The sequence below is a fragment of the Lysinibacillus sp. JNUCC-52 genome, from assembly GCF_015999545.1.
GTDB lineage: Bacteria > Bacillota > Bacilli > Bacillales_A > Planococcaceae > Lysinibacillus.
In genome coordinates, this window is sequence record NZ_CP065546.1 from 1393528 (window position 1) to 1411593 (window position 18066).

The 18066-nt window shown below is 37.3% G+C and carries 24 protein-coding genes; 10 read left to right on the top strand and 14 right to left on the bottom strand.

From position 1 onward, the window contains the following. Positions 1-341: 341 nt before the first annotated feature. From JNUCC52_RS07275 to sirA, 3 genes are all read right to left on the bottom strand, one after another. Positions 342-491 carry a hypothetical protein gene (locus JNUCC52_RS07275; RefSeq protein WP_173478239.1) on the bottom strand — a complete coding sequence of 50 codons (150 nt, stop codon included), beginning with the start codon at positions 489-491 and terminating at the stop codon, positions 342-344. Positions 492-595: 104 nt separating this feature from the next. Next, positions 596-814, bottom strand: a complete 219-nt coding sequence (locus tag JNUCC52_RS07280; protein WP_024361518.1) for a YneF family protein — start codon at positions 812-814, stop codon at positions 596-598. A 100-nt stretch (positions 815-914) separates the two neighbouring features. Then, positions 915-1340: a sporulation inhibitor of replication protein SirA gene (sirA, locus tag JNUCC52_RS07285; protein WP_173478238.1), complete on the bottom strand. Its 426-nt coding sequence runs from the start codon at positions 1338-1340 to the stop codon at positions 915-917. Positions 1341-1570: 230 nt separating this feature from the next. Here sirA and JNUCC52_RS07290 point away from each other — a divergent pair, with 230 nt between their 5' ends. From JNUCC52_RS07290 to JNUCC52_RS07315, 6 genes are all read left to right on the top strand, one after another. After that, complete coding sequence (locus JNUCC52_RS07290; protein ID WP_173478237.1) at positions 1571-1924, top strand: lmo0954 family membrane protein; 354 nt, start codon at positions 1571-1573, stop codon at positions 1922-1924. Positions 1925-1940: 16 nt separating this feature from the next. Next, complete coding sequence (locus JNUCC52_RS07295) at positions 1941-2579, top strand: PspA/IM30 family protein (protein ID WP_337981805.1); 639 nt, start codon at positions 1941-1943, stop codon at positions 2577-2579. Between the two features lie 98 nt (positions 2580-2677). Continuing rightward, positions 2678-3253, top strand: coding sequence for an alpha/beta fold hydrolase (locus JNUCC52_RS07300; protein ID WP_337981806.1), 576 nt, complete (start codon positions 2678-2680; stop codon positions 3251-3253). Between the two features lie 41 nt (positions 3254-3294). After that, positions 3295-3984 carry a cell wall-active antibiotics response protein LiaF gene (liaF, locus tag JNUCC52_RS07305; protein WP_337981807.1) on the top strand — a complete coding sequence of 230 codons (690 nt, stop codon included), beginning with the start codon at positions 3295-3297 and terminating at the stop codon, positions 3982-3984. Beyond that, the gene (locus JNUCC52_RS07310; protein WP_173478233.1) at positions 3981-5018 is read left to right on the top strand and encodes a sensor histidine kinase; all 1038 of its coding nucleotides are present in this window, start codon (positions 3981-3983) and stop codon (positions 5016-5018) included. Before liaF ends, JNUCC52_RS07310 begins: the two co-directional genes overlap by 4 nt. After that, positions 4993-5625, top strand: coding sequence for a response regulator transcription factor (locus tag JNUCC52_RS07315; RefSeq protein WP_337981808.1), 633 nt, complete (start codon positions 4993-4995; stop codon positions 5623-5625). The genes JNUCC52_RS07310 and JNUCC52_RS07315 overlap by 26 nt, the downstream gene beginning before the upstream one ends. A 114-nt stretch (positions 5626-5739) precedes the next feature. On the opposite strand, the gene JNUCC52_RS07320 is transcribed toward JNUCC52_RS07315, so the two are convergent. Continuing rightward, the gene (locus JNUCC52_RS07320) at positions 5740-6507 is read right to left on the bottom strand and encodes a sulfite exporter TauE/SafE family protein (RefSeq protein ID WP_337981809.1); all 768 of its coding nucleotides are present in this window, start codon (positions 6505-6507) and stop codon (positions 5740-5742) included. Positions 6508-6606: 99 nt separating this feature from the next. Here JNUCC52_RS07320 and JNUCC52_RS07325 point away from each other — a divergent pair, with 99 nt between their 5' ends. Next, the gene (locus JNUCC52_RS07325; protein ID WP_337981810.1) at positions 6607-7488 is read left to right on the top strand and encodes a LysR family transcriptional regulator; all 882 of its coding nucleotides are present in this window, start codon (positions 6607-6609) and stop codon (positions 7486-7488) included. Between the two features lie 116 nt (positions 7489-7604). On the opposite strand, the gene JNUCC52_RS07330 is transcribed toward JNUCC52_RS07325, so the two are convergent. Next, the gene (locus JNUCC52_RS07330) at positions 7605-8117 is read right to left on the bottom strand and encodes a hypothetical protein (protein WP_337981811.1); all 513 of its coding nucleotides are present in this window, start codon (positions 8115-8117) and stop codon (positions 7605-7607) included. Between the two features lie 81 nt (positions 8118-8198). Between JNUCC52_RS07330 and JNUCC52_RS07335 the strand changes: the two genes are divergently transcribed. Continuing rightward, positions 8199-8633: a hypothetical protein gene (locus JNUCC52_RS07335; RefSeq protein ID WP_337981812.1), complete on the top strand. Its 435-nt coding sequence runs from the start codon at positions 8199-8201 to the stop codon at positions 8631-8633. Between the two features lie 529 nt (positions 8634-9162). On the opposite strand, the gene tkt is transcribed toward JNUCC52_RS07335, so the two are convergent. Continuing rightward, entirely contained in the window at positions 9163-11157 is a 1995-nt protein-coding gene (tkt, locus tag JNUCC52_RS07340; protein ID WP_337981813.1) for a transketolase, read from the bottom strand. 218 nt (positions 11158-11375) lie between these two features. Further along, entirely contained in the window at positions 11376-11609 is a 234-nt protein-coding gene (locus tag JNUCC52_RS07345; protein ID WP_173478226.1) for a DUF896 domain-containing protein, read from the bottom strand. 185 nt (positions 11610-11794) lie between these two features. Between JNUCC52_RS07345 and JNUCC52_RS07350 the strand changes: the two genes are divergently transcribed. Continuing rightward, positions 11795-12310, top strand: a complete 516-nt coding sequence (locus JNUCC52_RS07350) for a GNAT family N-acetyltransferase (protein WP_337981814.1) — start codon at positions 11795-11797, stop codon at positions 12308-12310. 73 nt (positions 12311-12383) lie between these two features. Here JNUCC52_RS07350 and JNUCC52_RS07355 read toward each other — a convergent pair whose 3' ends face one another. Beyond that, positions 12384-13049 carry a YneB family resolvase-like protein gene (locus JNUCC52_RS07355; RefSeq protein WP_173478224.1) on the bottom strand — a complete coding sequence of 222 codons (666 nt, stop codon included), beginning with the start codon at positions 13047-13049 and terminating at the stop codon, positions 12384-12386. Continuing rightward, on the bottom strand, positions 13046-13360 hold the full coding sequence (yneA, locus tag JNUCC52_RS07360) for a cell division suppressor protein YneA (RefSeq protein WP_173478223.1): 315 nt from the start codon (positions 13358-13360) through the stop codon (positions 13046-13048). The genes JNUCC52_RS07355 and yneA overlap by 4 nt, the downstream gene beginning before the upstream one ends. A 175-nt stretch (positions 13361-13535) precedes the next feature. On the opposite strand from yneA, the gene lexA reads away from it, so the two are divergent. Then, positions 13536-14153 carry a transcriptional repressor LexA gene (lexA, locus tag JNUCC52_RS07365; RefSeq protein WP_173478222.1) on the top strand — a complete coding sequence of 206 codons (618 nt, stop codon included), beginning with the start codon at positions 13536-13538 and terminating at the stop codon, positions 14151-14153. Between the two features lie 37 nt (positions 14154-14190). Here lexA and JNUCC52_RS07370 read toward each other — a convergent pair whose 3' ends face one another. Genes JNUCC52_RS07370 through pilM form a run of 5 tightly spaced genes read right to left on the bottom strand, consistent with a single transcriptional unit; the run spans position 14191 to position 18011 of the window. Next, positions 14191-14913: a gamma-glutamyl-gamma-aminobutyrate hydrolase family protein gene (locus tag JNUCC52_RS07370; protein ID WP_337981815.1), complete on the bottom strand. Its 723-nt coding sequence runs from the start codon at positions 14911-14913 to the stop codon at positions 14191-14193. Positions 14914-14925: 12 nt separating this feature from the next. Continuing rightward, the gene (locus JNUCC52_RS07375; RefSeq protein WP_337981816.1) at positions 14926-15678 is read right to left on the bottom strand and encodes a prepilin peptidase; all 753 of its coding nucleotides are present in this window, start codon (positions 15676-15678) and stop codon (positions 14926-14928) included. A 58-nt stretch (positions 15679-15736) separates the two neighbouring features. After that, the gene (locus JNUCC52_RS07380; RefSeq protein ID WP_337981817.1) at positions 15737-16447 is read right to left on the bottom strand and encodes a potassium transporter; all 711 of its coding nucleotides are present in this window, start codon (positions 16445-16447) and stop codon (positions 15737-15739) included. Next, on the bottom strand, positions 16444-17037 hold the full coding sequence (locus JNUCC52_RS07385) for a PilN domain-containing protein (protein ID WP_337981818.1): 594 nt from the start codon (positions 17035-17037) through the stop codon (positions 16444-16446). Before JNUCC52_RS07385 ends, JNUCC52_RS07380 begins: the two co-directional genes overlap by 4 nt. Further along, complete coding sequence (gene pilM, locus JNUCC52_RS07390) at positions 17037-18011, bottom strand: type IV pilus biogenesis protein PilM (protein ID WP_173478217.1); 975 nt, start codon at positions 18009-18011, stop codon at positions 17037-17039. Before pilM ends, JNUCC52_RS07385 begins: the two co-directional genes overlap by 1 nt. Between the last annotated feature and the right edge of the window lie 55 nt (positions 18012-18066).

Sequence of the window (18066 nt, forward strand, 5' to 3'; positions counted from 1 at the left end):
TGTATTAGCCATTTCACTGTTAACTTCAAAGTAGACATAACCTGCAAAACATCTGTTTCGCTTTTAAGTACCATCAATTTATATTCGTGCTTAATCTCTCTATTATTGTAGTGGCATCGTAATATGTCCCTGGAAACGCTTCATTATGTAATTTTTCAAATTGCAGAAAATGATCTTGCGTAAACGGAGTACTTTTTATGTCACTTGCTTTGTTAAAAGCGTGTTCTGTTATTCACAATAACCGATATGGGACGTTTTTTGTTTATTCATACCCGCTAAAAACTGCGATAATTCCTCAATATCTTGTACTTTTTCGATTGTTGCATACATTCCATTTCATCTCACTTTTTATGCTTTAGTTCCTCTTTTATTTCTTCTAAAATGTCGATGACTCGACTATTTTGTTTTTCAATATTTTTTAATCTTTTCTCTACGATATTTGATGAAAAAAACACAAGAAGTATAAGTGCGATGCCGATCATTATGTCCATATGTCCCCACCCTATATGCCAATTATATCCAATTTATAATTAGTAGACAAGAAAACGAAAAAAGCAACCAGTTTACTAAACCAGTTGCTCCTTAAAAATTCCAATTATTTCTGGAATTTGTTCATTTGAGTCATCATTTGGCGTACTTGCTTTTCAGACGGCGTACGACCCATTTGTGCCATCATCATTCGAATCATTTGTTCGTTAATTGGTGGGTTTTCTTTTAAATATTTCATCATAGCTTGACGTGCAAAGTAGAAACCAAGTGCTGCACCAGCTGCTAATGCGATAATTACAATAATAATCCAGCCCCATGTAGGCATACAACCAACCTCCTCCACTACAATATACCGAGAAAAAAACTCTCCACGCTCCATTATACACCAAATACTAGCGTGTTACTATATATTATAGTGAAAAATCCTAGTGCATTGTATACTTCATCGGCTTTAACCAACCACACTCATTATCTTGTTTATTAAAGGCAATAAAACGCTCACTCATTTTTGCTAGCATTTGAAATAAATCCAAATCAAGCATTCGCGAGCCTTCACAATAGACACAGATTTTACGATCTACTAAATAAATCGCCATCTTCCCTTTTATCGGATGCTCTAAAAATAAAGCATTCCGCGCCCGTTCTAAATGAGCATATTTAGAATCTAGCTGTGCTTCTAGCATTGCAGCAATTTCATCGAAGCGGACAGTTTCACATATATACGCGAGTTCTTTTAAGGATTTCTCATTGGCATCTTCACAGCCCTGCATCATTTCTAATAACTTACGCTCTCTGCCGAAAATAAACGTTAAATGCTCTTCTTTTATTTTATATATGGAATAGGTTCTCACCAGAAATCCCCCTTCGCTCAGTTTCTTTAACGTAAGTATAGCGGATTGAAACATGTTAATTTGTCAAACGAAGGAGGTAACCATCTTCTATTTTTGTCGAAAAGCTTCTAGTTTCAGCTTATAAAAAAATGGCTCAGCCTCAAGACCTAGATGAAAATCCATTTCCAGTCCGTTTTAGATGATCTTTCAAACAGGTAACATAAAGGTACAAACGAAAGGAGCTAAAACATATGAAAAAATTTCTTTTACTAACTGGAGGTATTATTGCAGCATGTGTTGCACTTGCCTTAATCGGCCCAATTACAGGCTTATTATTTTCAGGTGTACTCGTTGCACTAGGCATGCATTTCTACATTGGCAGTAAATCGACATTTGCAAAAATCATTTGGTTTACTGTTGGATTAATTGGTGTGCTTTCAGCTGTTTCTAATATTCCAGCAATGATTGGTCTTGCAGCAATCGCCATTATTTATGTTATCTATAAAAAATGGAATGGGGAAGACGTTAAAATCCCAACAGTGGAAGCGAAAGAAGAAGACCCGTTTACTAACTTTGAAAAAGAATGGTCAAATTTAACAAAATAAAAGGAGCGAATTACTAATGAACTTATTCCAACGTTTTAGATACACAATTGAGGCTGATTTACATCAAGTATTTGATAAAAAGGAACAAAAAAATCCTATCGCTATGTTAAATCAATATATTCGCGAGGCAGAGAAGCAAACAGAGCAAACAGGCAAATTATTAGAACGTCAAGGTAAGCTAAAAGAAAAAATGGAACTTGAGCTTAAACAAAATGCCGAATTACTAGCTAAACGTGAAGCGCAACTTCAATTAGCATTAGGTAGTGGCGAACAAGACTTAATCGATTTCGCATCTGACGAAGTAGCTGCTTATACAACTCGCAATCATACGTTGCAGGCGAGCATTGAGGCGAGCACGCAAGAATACTTTGAGCTAGAGCGTAAATTTGAAACAATGAAGCATAAAATTAAAGATATGAAAGTTCGTCAATTACAGCTAATGGGGAAAGAAAATGTTACGCGTGCGCACCATCAAATGGACGGTATGCTTGCCAACAACAATAAAGCTAATTTCGAGGATTTAGAATCTTATATCGATAAGCTTGCTTACCGTATCGACAAAGATCATGAGGTAACAACTTTTGAGGCACGCCTTGTCGCACTAGAAAAAAATTCAGCCGAAGCTACTTCACCCCTACTCATTGAAAAGAAATAACATGTTATAATGAAAAGAAATAAGGGATGCCTCAATTATTGAAGCATCCCATTTCTTTGAGCATAGGGGGAAGAAAAAGAGATAAAGGATAATGATTCATGAAAAAGAATAAAAAAAGGAAACGGTTTAATCTATTGATTACTATATGTATTTTTACTTTTCTTATACTTCTATTTATGACCTTCCTATTATGTAGTTATCGTTTTATCGCACAACAACACATTAAACAAAAAAGTAGTGAACTAATGGATAATGGCGGGATTAGTGAGCTAAAAGAAGTAAATGTAAATGGAGACAGACAGTTTCTATTAGTTGAAGGGAAAGATAAGAACAACCCATTTTGTTTATTTTTACATGGTGGTCCTGGCTCTCCTTTCCCATATGGCGTCAGCGCTCGAACATTGTATTCGGAAATAACCGATAACTGTGTGGCTGTGTATTATGATCAAAGAGGTTCAGGTAAAAGTTATAACAAGGAATTATCTATTTCTACAATGAACCTTCGTCAATTCACAGATGATGCAAATGTTATCGTTGATTATATTAGAGAAACCTATCATCAAGAAAAAATATTTGTCATTGGTCAATCATTTGGTACTGCTCATTATCCGAATGCCCTCGATGCTGATATAATAGCGAATGCCATTAAAACGATGGTAGAAGCACATGACTAGAATTCTAATATTTCTCGGAATTTAATTTAGTAGAAAGAAGGGTGACCCTCTTGCAAAACTTTACAACAAATAAACTGACATTTTGGGTACTATGCTTCTTTTTACTCGTTTTTGTAGAGCTCACAATTTTCAATAATGGTGGTGCTTTTTGTTTAATCATTGGGGCTATTTTGCTCTATTTAAGCTTTTCGAAAAACATCCGATTTTTAAAATGGACTGGGATTTTCTTTATCGCCATCTCCCTCTTTACGATGTGGAGTTTGCGACTATTTATCGTTATCTTGCTCTTATACATGCTCTATCAATACTTACAACGAGAAAATGAACCGAAAATCGTTACTTTAGAATTCTTAAAGCTACCAGCCAGCAAAAATGAACTATTTGGTACAATACCTGCACCTGTAGATGCCTATAAATGGCAAGATGTGCAAATTCAACGTCTTGCTGGTGACATTACGATTGATACAACCCAAACGATTTTACCTGCTGGCCAGAGTCTAGTTACTATTCGACAAGGCATTGGCAAAGTACAAATTTATGTTCCTTATGAAATTCCGTTTCGATTACACTACACGACGTTATTTGGAGATTTCACATGTCTACAAGGTAGTCCACAGCGGCTCATGAATGAAAGTATTGTGTTCTCAGATGGCAACCCTGAAGATGCAAAGCGTACCCTCGTTATTCATGTTGCTACATGGCTAGGAGATTTGGAGGTGCTACGTAAATGATTGCATTTCTTTCGCGAGTCTTTACTTTATTTTTTATATTAATTGGGGCAGCATTCGGCCTTCTCTTCGCTGTCTGGGGCGAACCAAATGAAGAAGTGTGGCAGCCTTTATGGCAACAAAACTATGATAATATCCCGTTAGGTGGCGTTATTTTAATAAGTCTATTTGCACTTAGTTTCATCATTTCATGCTGGATTAGTATGACAGCTCGAGCGCGCGAAGCACAAGCTACCCGCTTTGTGAAGGAATTAATCGAGCCTGATTTTGTACTTCCTAAAAAACAGGCACTACCGAAGCCACTAAAAAAAGCACTTGTGCAAACGAGCGAGCTAATTGATACACAACGAAAAAGCTTACAGCGTCTTTCCAATGAACGCGCTGAAGCGAACGATAAAGTCATCCAAGAGCGTATTATTGCTGAACGACAACGTCTTGCACGTGAACTGCACGACTCCGTTTCACAGCAATTATTTGCCGCTTCGATGTTACTTTCTGCCTTAACAGAAAGCAATGAAAATGCTAAAAGTTTAAAGCAAGTAGAAAAAGTTGTACAGCAGGCACAGCTTGAAATGCGCGCATTATTATTACATTTACGCCCTGTTGCCTTACACAATAAAACCCTTGCTCAAGGCTTAGAAGAATTAATTATTGAGCTTCAACAAAAAGTCTATTTTCATATTGAATATGAGCTAGAGGAAATATCTTTATCAAAGGCAGAGGAAGATCACTTATTCCGCATTGCGCAGGAAGCTTTATCAAATACGTTACGCCATTCAAAGGCAACAGAGGTTGAATTATTGCTTGTTGCACGAGATGATTTGGCGATTTTACGGATACAAGATAATGGCCTCGGCTTTGATGTGGAAGCAGACAAATCGACTTCCTATGGACTACAAAATATCGCCGAGCGAGCAGTTGAAATTGGCTGTACGTATAAAATTGTTTCTGTACCTGGAGAAGGTACGATTGTAGAGGTAAAAGTTCCCCTACAGAAGGAGGTTGTTGAAGTTGATACAAGTACTAATAGTGGATGACCATGAGATGGTCCGAATTGGCGTATCTGCCTACTTGTCAGCACAGCCTGATATTACGGTTGTTGGCGAAGCGGAAAATGGTATAGAGGCTGTAGAACGTGCCCTTGCCCTTCGCCCCGATATTATTTTAATGGACAATGTCATGCCTGTCATGACAGGCGCAGAAGCAACTGCCAAAATATTAGAAACATGGCCAGAAGCAAAAATCATGATGGTCACAAGCTTTTTAGATGATGATAAAGTTTATCCAGCTTTGGAGGCTGGTGCAATTAGCTATATTTTAAAAACATCCAACGCTAAGCAAATTGCTGACGCCATCCGTAAAACTATCGGCGGCCAGACGGTATTAGAGCCAGAAGTCACATCTAAAATGATGCACCGTATGCGCTACGGTTCGAACACACCGCTTTATGAGCAATTAACAGACCGAGAAATGGAAGTTCTTCTATTAATGGCAAAGGGCAAAGCAAATCAAGAAATCGCCGATGACTTATACATCGCATTAAAAACAGTGAAAACCCATGTCAGCAATATTTTAGCCAAATTAGATGTTCAAGATCGTACACAAGCCGTCGTCTACGCCTTCCAAAATGGTTTGGCAAAGTAATTGTAGTGCTGTTTTTGTGGCGATTTGAGTGCTTATAGTGGCGATTCATCTGGTTCTATCAGCAATTAAAGGATAACTGAACATTTGATTCAGCTATCCTTTTTTACATATAATTTAGAACAATAAATCCCGTACAACTTGTGCAATCAACAAAAGAAAGATAGCAGGCAGTGTAATTTGAAGCCATTTCACCTTAATATATTGCACCATTCTCATTCCTACATGAGAGCCCAAAATCGAACCAGCCGTAACTGGAATCGCAATCCCCCAATCGACAATGCCAAAAAGATAATAAAATACAAAAGCGCTCATACAACTGGAAAACATCACGAAACGTGTTAATTCAACTGCCTTTACATAGCTATGTTGCCTCTTAATAAAATACATAATATTCATTAATGCTGATCCTGGACCAAAACCACCATCATACATACTAATAAAAAATGGCGTGATGGATGATGGTCTTTTTTCCTGATCGCCTTCTGTAACGATCCCTAACTTTTTATTATTTTTTAGCACAATAAAAAAGGAAAAAGTAAGAATAATACAAGCCATAATATTCATTATTTGTTCGGACAATCGTGTTGCTAAAAATGCACCAGTAACTCCCCCAAAACATGCCATCAACATAAATGGCAATATCTCTTTGAGAGAAATGTCTTTTTTAAATAATAGTGTCAGGACATTTGTAAATGAAGAAATACCTGTTGCAAACTTATTCACTGCCACCGTAGCATGAATTGGTACACCAACTAATAACATAGCTGGGAGTAAGACAAAGCCCGCTGCCCCAAACATAACACCAATCATCGCAGCAATTATTCCGATAGAAAATAACATCAATCCATTTACTGAAAACCATTCATTTAAGAAAATTACCATTTCGCTCACCTCTCTTTCTAAATTACTGCTATAATTTACATAAAACAAATATATATTTTTTTCCTAATCATAAAAAAAATTTATAATATGGTGATAACAATGAATTTACATGCACTAAGAATTTTCACAAAAGTTGCAGATTTAGGGAGCATAACGGCTGCAGCAAATGAATTACGGTTAAGCCAACCTGCTGTGACAATCCAAATTCGTAATTTAGAAAAAGAGTTGGGTTTGCAGCTAACGAAAAGTAAAGGACGAGGAATTCAATTAACAGAAGAAGGGCGCTTTGTTTATGAACAAGGACAACGCTTGTTCCACTTAGAAGCCCAAATTGAAGATAAGCTGAAAGCATTTGTCGCAAAAGAAGAAAAAATTCATATTGCGACTTCTTACATTCCGATTAATTATGTCCTACCTGAATATATCGCAAATTACAAATTAATGTATCCTGGTGTAGAATTTTACGTATCATTAGGAAATGTAAAATCAGTGGAAGATAAAATTCGAAATTACGAAGCAGACTTCGGATTTGTTGTACAAAGTAATATAGGACACGAAGATCTTTATTTTGAAAAATTAATGGAGATCGAATTTGCATTTATAGCCCATCCATCACATCCATTAGCTAATCGAAGTGTCTCGTTAAGTGCATTATCCAAGGAAGAATTAATTTATCGCGAAGAAGGAAGTTCGACACGCGATTTATTAGAGGCTGTTTTTTATGCTCAAAATTGTCCATTGCCTAAGATTGGCTTACAGATGCAAGGGCTATTTGAATCTTTAAAAGCTGTAGAAGCTGGCTATGGTATTGTCCTCGCCCCACTTCTTAGCGTAACTAACAGCATAGAAACGAAGAAATTGGCCCCTATCTTTATAAAAAATGTAGAGATTAAGCAAAGTTTATTTATTTGTATTAGAAAAAGCGAATTGACAAACCCAAAATTTGTAAGTTATTTACAAGAACATTTTATATCGAAATAACAATAGATGCTATTCCGATACATTTTAAGGTCAAACAAAAAGTACACCACTATATACGTGGTGTACTTTTTGTTTACTTGTGCTTTCACTTTTATCACTGTTTTTTTACATCTTTTTTACTTATTTGTTTGTTTTAATCTATCTAATAAAGCAAATAAACTCCAATAACCATTTATTAAATCTTCATTTGTATTTCCATTCAAAGCAACGCCAAAAGTAGTACCTTTATAATAACCAATAAAATAATCTTGAGCGTGATTTTCAAATGTATTTTGGTAAGTGTGGTTAGGAATAATAAAAGCTGAAATAGCTTTGTCAGACTGCACAAATACAATAGGTATAGAGGAATCTAAATAAAATTGTGAATATTGTTCATCGGAAGCTTCTTGTAAATAATCTTTCGTAATCATAATAGCATCAAAAGAGTCTTCATTTTTTTTATGTAAATCCTGTAAAGTAATTTTTTTAAATTTTATACTTTTGTCTTTAATTAGTGTAGGAATTTCACCTACAATTCCAATTTCAATATTTATTATTTCAGGTTTTTTGACGATATTTACATCTTCTTTATTTGAACACCCAACTAATAAGAATAAAAAAAGTAAGAGAAAAAAAAGATTTTTAATCATTTACTATCACCTTTTACATTTTTTTATGCCTTATGATAAAATTTCTTTAAATAATATTATCATATTGAAAGGATTGAGAATATGAAAAAAATATTGTTATCGCTTTTAATAGTAGTTTCCATTTTTGGTTATCAACTGATGTTTTCAGGAAAAATCGCAAAAGCACAAGAGAGTTCGAGTTCAATTGAAATTATTGATGGGACATCTTTAAGTGAATCCGATTTAGACTCTATTCGTGAAAACGACGAATATATGATAGAACTTACATATGAACAGGCTTTAGAGAGAACGGCTGAAGTTTCTGGGAAGTCAATAGAAGAATTAAAAATGCAACACCCTCCTTATAGTTTCAGAACTCAAGCAGCTTGTGGTTGGATGGAAACAGCAACAACACTTTCTGTCAAAAGTTACAGACCACAACTAATTGTTATCGTTGAAACTTGTCGACACGGTTCTTTTGGCTGGGTAACTAAAAAACAACCTTTTTTGCAAGAGTTTAAAGCGGGTAGTAAATAATTTGACGGAACAATTAAAGTAGATTTGGATAACACAGGATATACTTATGTAGTAAATGGTTCATTCTATGATCACGGAACAGTAAGTCATACTGGTACTACAGGACTTGATGCAGTATTTACTGCAACTTATGCTGTATCTTATGCGAGCAATTGGTATGGAAGCCTTTATACTGGTCTTCAGTATAAAAGAATAATTAAATAAAATTCCGTAGCTTTTGCTACCCTCAGACTGTTGCTTTTTTCACTTTTTCAAAGACACTAAATATATTTTTTGACAAATTGAATATAGGTCATCAAGAACACTCTTTCAATTAAGCGGCTTGCTATGTACATGTAGCAAGCTTTTTTTATATTCATTGCTGCAAAAATTAGCACCTCCCGCAACGGAAATCAACAATGGTAGTCGACTTTATCAATATTTTAAATAAAAAAAGGACTGTAGACAATCTCGAAAATCTCCGAGTTTGTCTACAGTCTTGCCGCAGTGCTCCCTTAGAGCATTGCAGTTTTTTTTATGAAAGCTAATCTTATAGCGCTTTTACTTTCGCTACAACATTTTCTACTGTGAAACCGTATTTTTCCATTACTAATTCGCCTGGTGCAGAAGCGCCGAACTTGTCGATAGCAAGAACGTCTCCTTCGAAGCCAGTGTATTTATGCCAACCGAATGATGCACCCATTTCGATTGCAAGACGTTTAGTGACAGCTTTTGGAAGAACGGATTCTTTATATGCTGCATCTTGTTTTTCGAAGCGATCCATTGATGGCATTGACACAACTGCTACGTCCATACCGTCAGCTTTTAATGCTTTTTGTGCTTCAATTGCAAGTGAAACCTCTGAACCTGTAGCAATTAAAATGGCATCTGCCACTTCTTTAGAAGCAGGTGATACAGTGTAAGCTCCTTTTGTAACACCTTCACGAACTGTTTCGATTGACGCGTCAAGCACTGGTAAGTTTTGACGAGATAATACTAATACAGTTGGTGTGTTTTCAGAAGATACAGCAAGCTCCCATGCAACTGCAGATTCATTCGCATCTGCAGGGCGTACTACAGAAAGATTTGGCATTGCACGTAATGAAGCTAAATGTTCGATTGGTTCATGCGTCGGACCATCTTCCCCTACAGCAATTGAGTCATGTGTGAATACATATGTTACAGGAAGACCCATTAATGCAGAAAGACGAACAGCTGGACGAACGTAATCTGAGAATACGAAGAATGTTCCGCCAAAGACGTTTAGACCACCGTGAAGTGCCATACCGTTCATTGCTGCGCCCATTGCAAATTCACGCACACCGAACCAAATATTGCGACCAGCATAATCGTCTGCTGAGAAATCGCCTGCGCCTTTCATCGTTGTTTTGTTTGAGCCTGCAAGGTCTGCTGAACCACCGAAGAACGATGGTGTTTTCTTTGCAATCGCATTAATTGCATCACCTGAAGATGAACGTGTTGCTACAGATTTACCTGCTTCATATACTGGTAATTCTGCTGCAAAGTCTTCTGGTAGCTTACCATTCATTGCATTTTCGAATTGAGCTGCTAATTCAGGGAACTCCGCTTTGTATGCTTCAAATTTCGTATTCCATGCTGCTTCTGATTGTGCCCCTTGCACTTCAGCGGCTGCATTGAACGTATCGTATACTTCAGCAGGGATTTGGAATGGCTCATGTGCCCATTCGTATGCTGCTTTTGTTAATACAACTTCATCAGTACCTAGTGGCGCACCGTGAGAATCAGATTTACCTGATTTGTTTGGTGAACCGAAACCGATTACTGTTTTCACTTCAATCAGTGTTGGCTTGCCAGTAGATTTTTTCGCTTCCTCGATTGCTTTGTTCACAGCATCTACTTCTGTGCCATCAGCAACCTTTAAATAGTTCCAGCCATATGACTCAAAGCGTTTTTGTACGTTTTCAGAGAATGATTTTTCTAAATCACCATCTAATGAAATATCGTTTGAATCGTATAAGACGATCAATTTCTCAAGTTTTAAGTGACCAGCTAATGAAATGGCTTCAGCTGCAACACCTTCCATTAAGTCACCATCGCCACAAAGTGCAAATGTATAGTGATCGACAATATCATGTCCTTGTTTATTATAAGTAGCTGCTAAATGACGCTCTGCCATTGCCATACCAACCGACATAGCAATACCTTGTCCAAGAGGACCTGTAGTTGCCTCTACTCCAACAGTATGACCGTATTCTGGATGTCCTGGAGTTAATGAATCCCATTGACGGAAGTTTTGAATTTCTTCCATTGGAAGGCCGTAACCTCCAAGGTGAAGTAGGCTATATAAAAGCATAGAGCCGTGACCTGCTGAAAGTACGAAACGATCGCGGTTATACCACTTTGGATTAGCTGGATTGTGGCGAAGTTGTTTTGTCCAAAGCGTGTAAGCCATTGGCGCTGCCCCCATCGGTAAGCCTGGGTGACCTGAATTTGCTTTTTCAATTGCATCAATTGACAATGTTCGGATAGCATTAATCGCTAGTTGATCCGCATGTTGAGTCATTATGTTGTGACATCCTTTCTCGTCCTATATATTGTTCTACTACAGTTTAGTCAACATTGTCTTAGAAAACAATGCTTTTGTTATACTATTTAAGATTTATGTCATACTTTATCATCATTCTGTAACTTGCAATTAAAAATGTAAGAACGAACAACGAATATTATCTAGCTATAACAATAGAAAATTGACTTTTCTAGCGCTCGATTAAATGTGACATATTAATTTAAGAATTTATTTTTTTTCGCTTGTTTTACCTTTTCAGGTGTAACGTCATTACCTTCTTCATCAACAATTTTAACATTTTCAATCGTATCACGCATTGACGCTCTAAATGTATCTAAATATTCTTTGCGAAGAGAAGTGCGCTCTTTCGCCTCTTCCTCAGTTAAATTGCCTGCTTTCGCTTTTGCTGCTAATTCATTAATTCGGTTAATTTTTTCTTTTGATAACATTGTTACACACCTTTCAATACCTTTATTACTTCAGTATGCAAAGTATAGCATGGTTTCCCTTAAAATGCAGTTATACCAACCCTTAAAAACACTTCTTAGCCATAATTTACATGACTTCCAGATGTTAGTCGTGTATAACTAATTATACAAGGAAAAAAATATACAATTTACTGGAGGGAAATAAGGTGAACATTACAACTAAGCGATTACATATCCGCAAATTTGAATCACATGATTTACCAGCGGTTTATAGCTATATGTCCGATAAAACGGTAATGCACTACATGCCTGAAGGTGTTCTCTCTGAAGAGCAGGTACAAAAGTTTATAACTGATAATAGCGGAGAGCAAGCACAACATTTTGCTATTGTTTTACTTGATCAGCAACAAGTCATTGGTCATCTAGTTTTCCATCCCTACTTTGGCGAACATACATATGAAATTGGTTGGGTGTTGAATCCTGCCTTTTATCGTCAAGGCTATGCTTCAGAAGCAGCGCACGCCCTATTGGATTACGGGTTTACCAAAATGAAGCTTCATAGAATTATTGCAACATGCCAGCCCGAAAATATTGCCTCCTACCGTGTGATGGAGAAAATCGGTATGCGCCGTGAAGGATACTTTAAAAAATGTATTCCGTATGGTGACGATTGGTGGGATGAATACTATTACGCTATTTTACAAGATGAATGGCTAGCTTAAATGGAAAATTAATTCATACTATCTATCTTATTCAGGAGCGTTTTTACCCATAAAAAAAGACTAGCAGTGCAAATTAATTGCCCGCTAACCTTTCTTGATATTCTTGATATCGCCTATGTACGGTTGCTTTACTTACATCGAAGCCAAGACCTCTAAGTGTCGTAGCAATTTCCTCATAAGTAAAGCCCCGATTGCGAAGCTTCACAATTTCTTCTATCGGCACTTCCTTACGCTCCTGACCATTCGGATTGCCGCGATTGGAAAGGTTGTTTTCAGGACGATAGCCATTTTCTACTGCACGGCGCATGCCACGACGAATTTTCGCATTATGGATTTTACGTTGATATTCCTCAACAATCGCTAAAATTTCGAGCAACATCGTATCCATCTCATTTAATTGTACTGGCCCTGCATCACGCATGGAAAAAACATCTGTTTCAGTTTTTTGCAATAAATGAAGTACAGCCATTCGTGCATTACCACGCCCTAAACGTGTTTCATCCTGCACAAATAATGCATCTATTTCTTTTTCTTTAATAAAATCGAGCATTTCAAGCAATCCTTCGCGCTCAACATCATACCCACTATGCTTATCCAAAAAAACATTTTTCACATCGTAGCTTTGTTCTTTAGCATACCGCAGTAATTCCTCTTGTTGTCGCTCCAATGAAGAACTTTGTGTCTCTTTTTCGGTACTCACACGGCAGTAAATAACTGCCGTTTTTTGTTTATTCATCATCTTTCACTTCTCGCAATTTCAATTGAATTGGTGGGTATCTTATTGTCACCCACTACTGGGATAACGAGTGATTTTCCTGCAACTATTTTCACGCTATGTAATTCGTTCTCGGCTTTCACAAGTTTTATCCAGTCATCCGTACCCATTTTACCACGGTATTGCTCTGCTAACGACCATAAGCTATCGCCATGTTCGATATTAATTTCTGTGTAAGTAATGTCTCCAGGATCAGTTATCACAAGATAACCTGCAAAAAGTAAAAATGCGCCTAATAAAATTGAAATATGTGTATTTTTTTTAAACCAATTCATTCATCATAACCCCTTTTTAGAATGTTTGTTCGGAATGTATGTTCTTATGATAAAGCGAACAGACGTTTTTGTCAAACACTTTTCGAACCTATGTTTGCATAAGTGTTCGCATTCTGCTATACTATTTAGTAAGAAGATAGTAAGAAGAATGATATAAAAAAAGAGGTGAGCAATCATGAAAAAAGTTTCGAAAAGACAAGAGGATATACTAGCGTTTATCAAAGAAGAAGTACGTGCAAAAGGTTATCCGCCATCTGTACGTGAAATTGGTGAGGCAGTTGGACTTGCATCAAGTTCAACGGTTCATGGACATTTAGCTCGTTTAGAACAAAAGGGCTTTATTCGACGAGACCCTACTAAGCCACGTGCCATTGAAATTTTAGAGCCAGAAGATTCGATTCAAAAGCAAAGCGTCATCCACGTACCGCTTGTTGGTAAAGTGACAGCTGGATCACCGATTACAGCCATCGAAAATATCGACGAATATTTCCCTTTACCTGATATTTACGGTACTAGTGAAGATCAGCTATTTATGTTAGAAATTATGGGTGAATCGATGATCGAGGCGGGCATTTTCGATGGAGATTTAGTCATCGTTAAGCAAAAAGCAACAGCTGATAACGGTGATATTGTTGTCGCAATGACAGAAGAGGATGAGGCAACCGTTAAACGCTTCTTTAAGGAAAGAAATCATTTCCGCTTACAACCAGAAAACGCTACAATGGAACCAATAATTGTAGACCAAGTTTCAATTTTAGGACAAGTTGTCGGCTTATATCGCCGTGTACATTAAGGCATTCTCATACTTAGCAAACAAAAAAGAGAAGCACTCACGCTTCTCTTTTATATTTTAAGCTCTCACTAGTGAAGGCGGCAAAAAGCTTCTGTGCAGCTAAATCGCCTACAATTGCTTGTTCTTCAGGATGCCACTGTACTGCTAAACAAAACGGGTATTCTTCATGAACGAACGCTTCGATTAGACCATCGCTCGATTTTGCTGCAACGATTAGCTTTTCTGCTAATACATTTACAGCTTGATGATGAAAAGAATTCACAGCAATTTTTTCTTCCTCGATAATTGATTGTAACAACGTATCAGGTGTTATCTGCACATAATGTGTTGCTACACCGCGAGCTGCTTGTTGCGTATGTTTTAACAGCTTACTACTATGATATTCGCTATCAATATCTTGGTACAAAGTTCCACCTAGCGCAACATTAAGTATTTGCATGCCACGGCAAATCCCCAAAATCGGCATTTTCCTCGTAAAGGCTGCATGAATTAAAGCAAGCTCGACCTTGTCACGTTCTGGATGTATTTGTCCGAGCTTCGGTAATGGCTCAGCGCCAAATTCAAATGGATGAACATCATGCCCACCAGATAATAATAAGCCATCTGTTAGCGATAAAATTTGTGCTACATCCTCCTCTACCCCAAGTGGAATAATAAGCGGAATGCCACCAGCTTCAAAAACACTTTTGCTATAGGCTATATTCAATCTTGACGATAAATCATCCTCTGCAAATGCTGTAATACCAATAATCGGTTTCATCCATATACCCCCTTACCATAATCCTACATACCAATTAATAATGACATCCCCATAGAAATACACGATAACTGCCGCTAAAGCAATGGATGGTCCAAATGGAATCGGCGTTTTTCGCCCTTGTTGTCGTACTTTAAGCACGAAGATGCCGACAACCATACCAATTACCGCTGCTACAAATAATGTCAATAATGTATTTATTGTACCAAGTACAAGTCCAAGTAAAAAGAATAATTTAATATCGCCACCACCCATACCACCGCGTGATACAACAGCAATACAATATAATATGCCAAAGCCAACAACGGCACCTACGATACTATCCCACCAAGGTGTTACAGGCGATAACACTCGCCCAATAGCTAATAAAGGTAAAAAAAACAAAAGCACTTTATCAGGAATAAGCATATACGCTATATCCGAAACAACAAGGATTACTAATAATGAAATGAATACTATCGCTACGACAAACTCCTCACTAAAGCCCAGTTGCCAATATGAAAAGGCAAATAATACGCCTGTGAGCAACTCCATTAGCGGATAAATCCAGGAAATTTTTTGCCCACAACTCCGACATTTACCTGCTAAAAAAACATAAGACAAAACGGGCACTAAATCAATTGCGGTTAGTTGTCTTTGACAGCTTGTACAATGCGATGGCGGCTTAACAATTGACTCCTTTAGCGGCACACGTAAGCCTACAACATTAAAAAATGATCCAAAAACTAGTCCAAATACGAATACTAGTATTGTATAAGCCATTTCCATTTTTATTGCCTCCTAAACTAACATAGCGCCCATACGTTGGAGTATGCGCGCCATTACATCATTGTTCACCCTCATAATAGAAGGTTGTTACCTGAACGGTAGCTTTAATGGATGAATCTGCATCCTCCTCAAATACAACCTCTTCCCCAGTTAAGGTAATATCCAATGTGTCGATCTTCATCACACGTTCAATTTTTTCAATTTCCTTTAAAAATTCAAGCATTGTCTTCGTATCAATAGCGATGACATCAATACTAAATGTCACTAGCTTCAACTCTGCTGGTAATGATTCTTTAGCAATAGTAGAGGTTGGTAATGCATTATCCCCTTCTTCACTATCTGCTTGCTCGCTATTTTCAGTAGGTTGTTGTGCTGTGACCGCTTGCTCCTCATTTGCTGGCGAGTTTGGGTCAATAATCGAAGAGTCCATCACGAGGGAATCATAATTATTAAATTCTACAGCTTCAACCCGTGTTCCTGTTACTGCCTCTATTTCTTCGATATTTCGGATGACTCCTTCAATGGCACGGGTTTGAGGTACCTTTTTACGCAAAGATAGCACACTAGCACCCTGTGATTGCTGTACCGTATCTAATGCCGTAATTTGCTCCTGGATTGTTGCAATTTCTTGTTGCAGTGCACGAACGTCTCGATCCTTCGCCTCTACCTCTTCCAATTTAGGTGTTAATAGATAGTAATAGAGTGCAAATAACAGTGCTGCGACTAATGCGGTAAGCAGAAGAATCGCTGAGTTTTTGCTGCTTGTCATGATTCTCTACCTCCAGCCAAATAAATAAAATCAATTGCCAACGTGATGGTTACCGAATAACGCGGTATTTCCTGATATTTATCTTTCGAATTACTTTCGTTTTGCTCTCCAATCGATAACTCAAAATTTTCAATTGTTCCAACTTGAATATCCGTGAAATAAGGGCTTACGTTTAGTTTATCAAGATAGTTTGAAATAGCTGACATCGTTTCAAAATCTGCGGTAATTTCTATAGTTGTTTCACCAAATTTATAATTGCGTAAATATGTCTGTTCTGGCAACAACGCTTGCGTCTCATCAATTAAAGGTGTCACAGGATAAGAGACATGATGAACAAATTGCACCGATTGCTCAAGCGAGCCTGCGTTCATATTTCGTAAACCATCTAATTCGATTTGTAGCTGCTCTTGCTGTGACGTCAACTCTATTTCCTGTGCATTTAATGTCGCTACCTCGCCTCTCGCCTGAAAGTATTGAATTATCATGAATGCTAAAACGATACTAACGAGTACAATAATGACTATATATAACAGTATTGGGGCTGATTTCTGTTTTTCTAAATTCGGTAAGAGGTTTATTTCAGGTACCATCAGTGCACCTCCTTCAAAGCCAGCCCTATGAGACTCGCAAACTTCTCTGAAAATTGAGGGAATGATTTTTGCACCATGTCATCATTTAACACAGTAATTGGCATCGTAAAATTATTACTTAAAAACTCAGTAATCGTAGGCAATAAAGGATTATCGCCTAAAAGGAAAATATCATCTACACTTTTCTCACCTTTATGTAACGAGAATTTAAAAAAGTTCATAATACGATCAATTTCAAGAATTTGATCCGTTAGTGTTAATTGATAATTGTCTTGATCATCGATTAAATGAAATGAGTAGCTAAACTCTTCCTGTTCTTTTGGTTGCCATTTTGCTAAGTTTGTCTCAAACGATTGATAGCGTAAAAACTCTAGTTGCCCGTACGAATAAATGCTAATCGACAATTCGTTTATCGACCAATCGGCTATTAAATAAGTTCTGTCCATTTCAAGTAAATTCATATGCTCTAATAGACGAATATTACACAATGCTCGAATATCGGCAGCTTGCGGTTCTAGCGAAACATCGAGCAACAAGCCAATCGTTTTATTTACTTCTTCTGATGGAGCCGCAAATAACATCGCTTGTCCATCATTCGGTGTTGGATCATACACATCTATAAGGGGCTCGTGAAATGGTAAATGAATCGTTTGCCCAAGCTCCATTTCCGCGTAGCTTTTTAACTCTTTTGACTCCACATCATGCGGATGCTCAAAACTTTTTAGCAACACGGAAGTATCAGGCACAAAAATACGTGCATTTTGCTTTTTGCCTGCCCATTTAGCAACATGCGTTTTCATCATTTCAAACAATGCGATTTCATCATTAATGATGGAACCTTCGACTATTCCTTGCGCCAATGGCAACTCATAGCCCTTCCACTGCGATGGATCAGCACCTTTTGCCACAAGCGCACGCAAAACATAATCCTTTATCTCAATCGACACATGCGAATTTTTTTTCTTTTTAAACATGTGAAAAGATGCCTCCTTTTGACTGCATGAAGTGTCTAAACAATTAACCATCCAT

Coding starts and splice junctions, on each gene's coding strand:
- JNUCC52_RS07370 (WP_337981815.1), bottom strand. CDS start 14,913: ATGAAACCGATTATTGGTATTACAGCATTTGCAGAGGATGATTTATCG.
- pilM (WP_173478217.1), bottom strand. CDS start 18,011: ATGTTTAAAAAGAAAAAAAATTCGCATGTGTCGATTGAGATAAAGGAT.
- JNUCC52_RS07310 (WP_173478233.1), top strand. CDS start 3,981: ATGATTGCATTTCTTTCGCGAGTCTTTACTTTATTTTTTATATTAATT.
- lexA (WP_173478222.1), top strand. CDS start 13,536: ATGAAAAAAGTTTCGAAAAGACAAGAGGATATACTAGCGTTTATCAAA.
- JNUCC52_RS07290 (WP_173478237.1), top strand. CDS start 1,571: ATGAAAAAATTTCTTTTACTAACTGGAGGTATTATTGCAGCATGTGTT.
- JNUCC52_RS07275 (WP_173478239.1), bottom strand. CDS start 491: ATGGACATAATGATCGGCATCGCACTTATACTTCTTGTGTTTTTTTCA.
- JNUCC52_RS07325 (WP_337981810.1), top strand. CDS start 6,607: ATGAATTTACATGCACTAAGAATTTTCACAAAAGTTGCAGATTTAGGG.
- JNUCC52_RS07385 (WP_337981818.1), bottom strand. CDS start 17,037: ATGGTACCTGAAATAAACCTCTTACCGAATTTAGAAAAACAGAAATCA.
- JNUCC52_RS07345 (WP_173478226.1), bottom strand. CDS start 11,609: ATGTTATCAAAAGAAAAAATTAACCGAATTAATGAATTAGCAGCAAAA.
- yneA (WP_173478223.1), bottom strand. CDS start 13,360: ATGAATTGGTTTAAAAAAAATACACATATTTCAATTTTATTAGGCGCA.
- JNUCC52_RS07320 (WP_337981809.1), bottom strand. CDS start 6,507: ATGGTAATTTTCTTAAATGAATGGTTTTCAGTAAATGGATTGATGTTA.
- JNUCC52_RS07330 (WP_337981811.1), bottom strand. CDS start 8,117: ATGATTAAAAATCTTTTTTTTCTCTTACTTTTTTTATTCTTATTAGTT.
- JNUCC52_RS07280 (WP_024361518.1), bottom strand. CDS start 814: ATGCCTACATGGGGCTGGATTATTATTGTAATTATCGCATTAGCAGCT.
- JNUCC52_RS07335 (WP_337981812.1), top strand. CDS start 8,199: ATGAAAAAAATATTGTTATCGCTTTTAATAGTAGTTTCCATTTTTGGT.
- JNUCC52_RS07295 (WP_337981805.1), top strand. CDS start 1,941: ATGAACTTATTCCAACGTTTTAGATACACAATTGAGGCTGATTTACAT.
- JNUCC52_RS07355 (WP_173478224.1), bottom strand. CDS start 13,049: ATGATGAATAAACAAAAAACGGCAGTTATTTACTGCCGTGTGAGTACC.
- JNUCC52_RS07380 (WP_337981817.1), bottom strand. CDS start 16,447: ATGACAAGCAGCAAAAACTCAGCGATTCTTCTGCTTACCGCATTAGTC.
- JNUCC52_RS07375 (WP_337981816.1), bottom strand. CDS start 15,678: ATGGAAATGGCTTATACAATACTAGTATTCGTATTTGGACTAGTTTTT.
- JNUCC52_RS07300 (WP_337981806.1), top strand. CDS start 2,678: ATGAAAAAGAATAAAAAAAGGAAACGGTTTAATCTATTGATTACTATA.
- tkt (WP_337981813.1), bottom strand. CDS start 11,157: ATGACTCAACATGCGGATCAACTAGCGATTAATGCTATCCGAACATTG.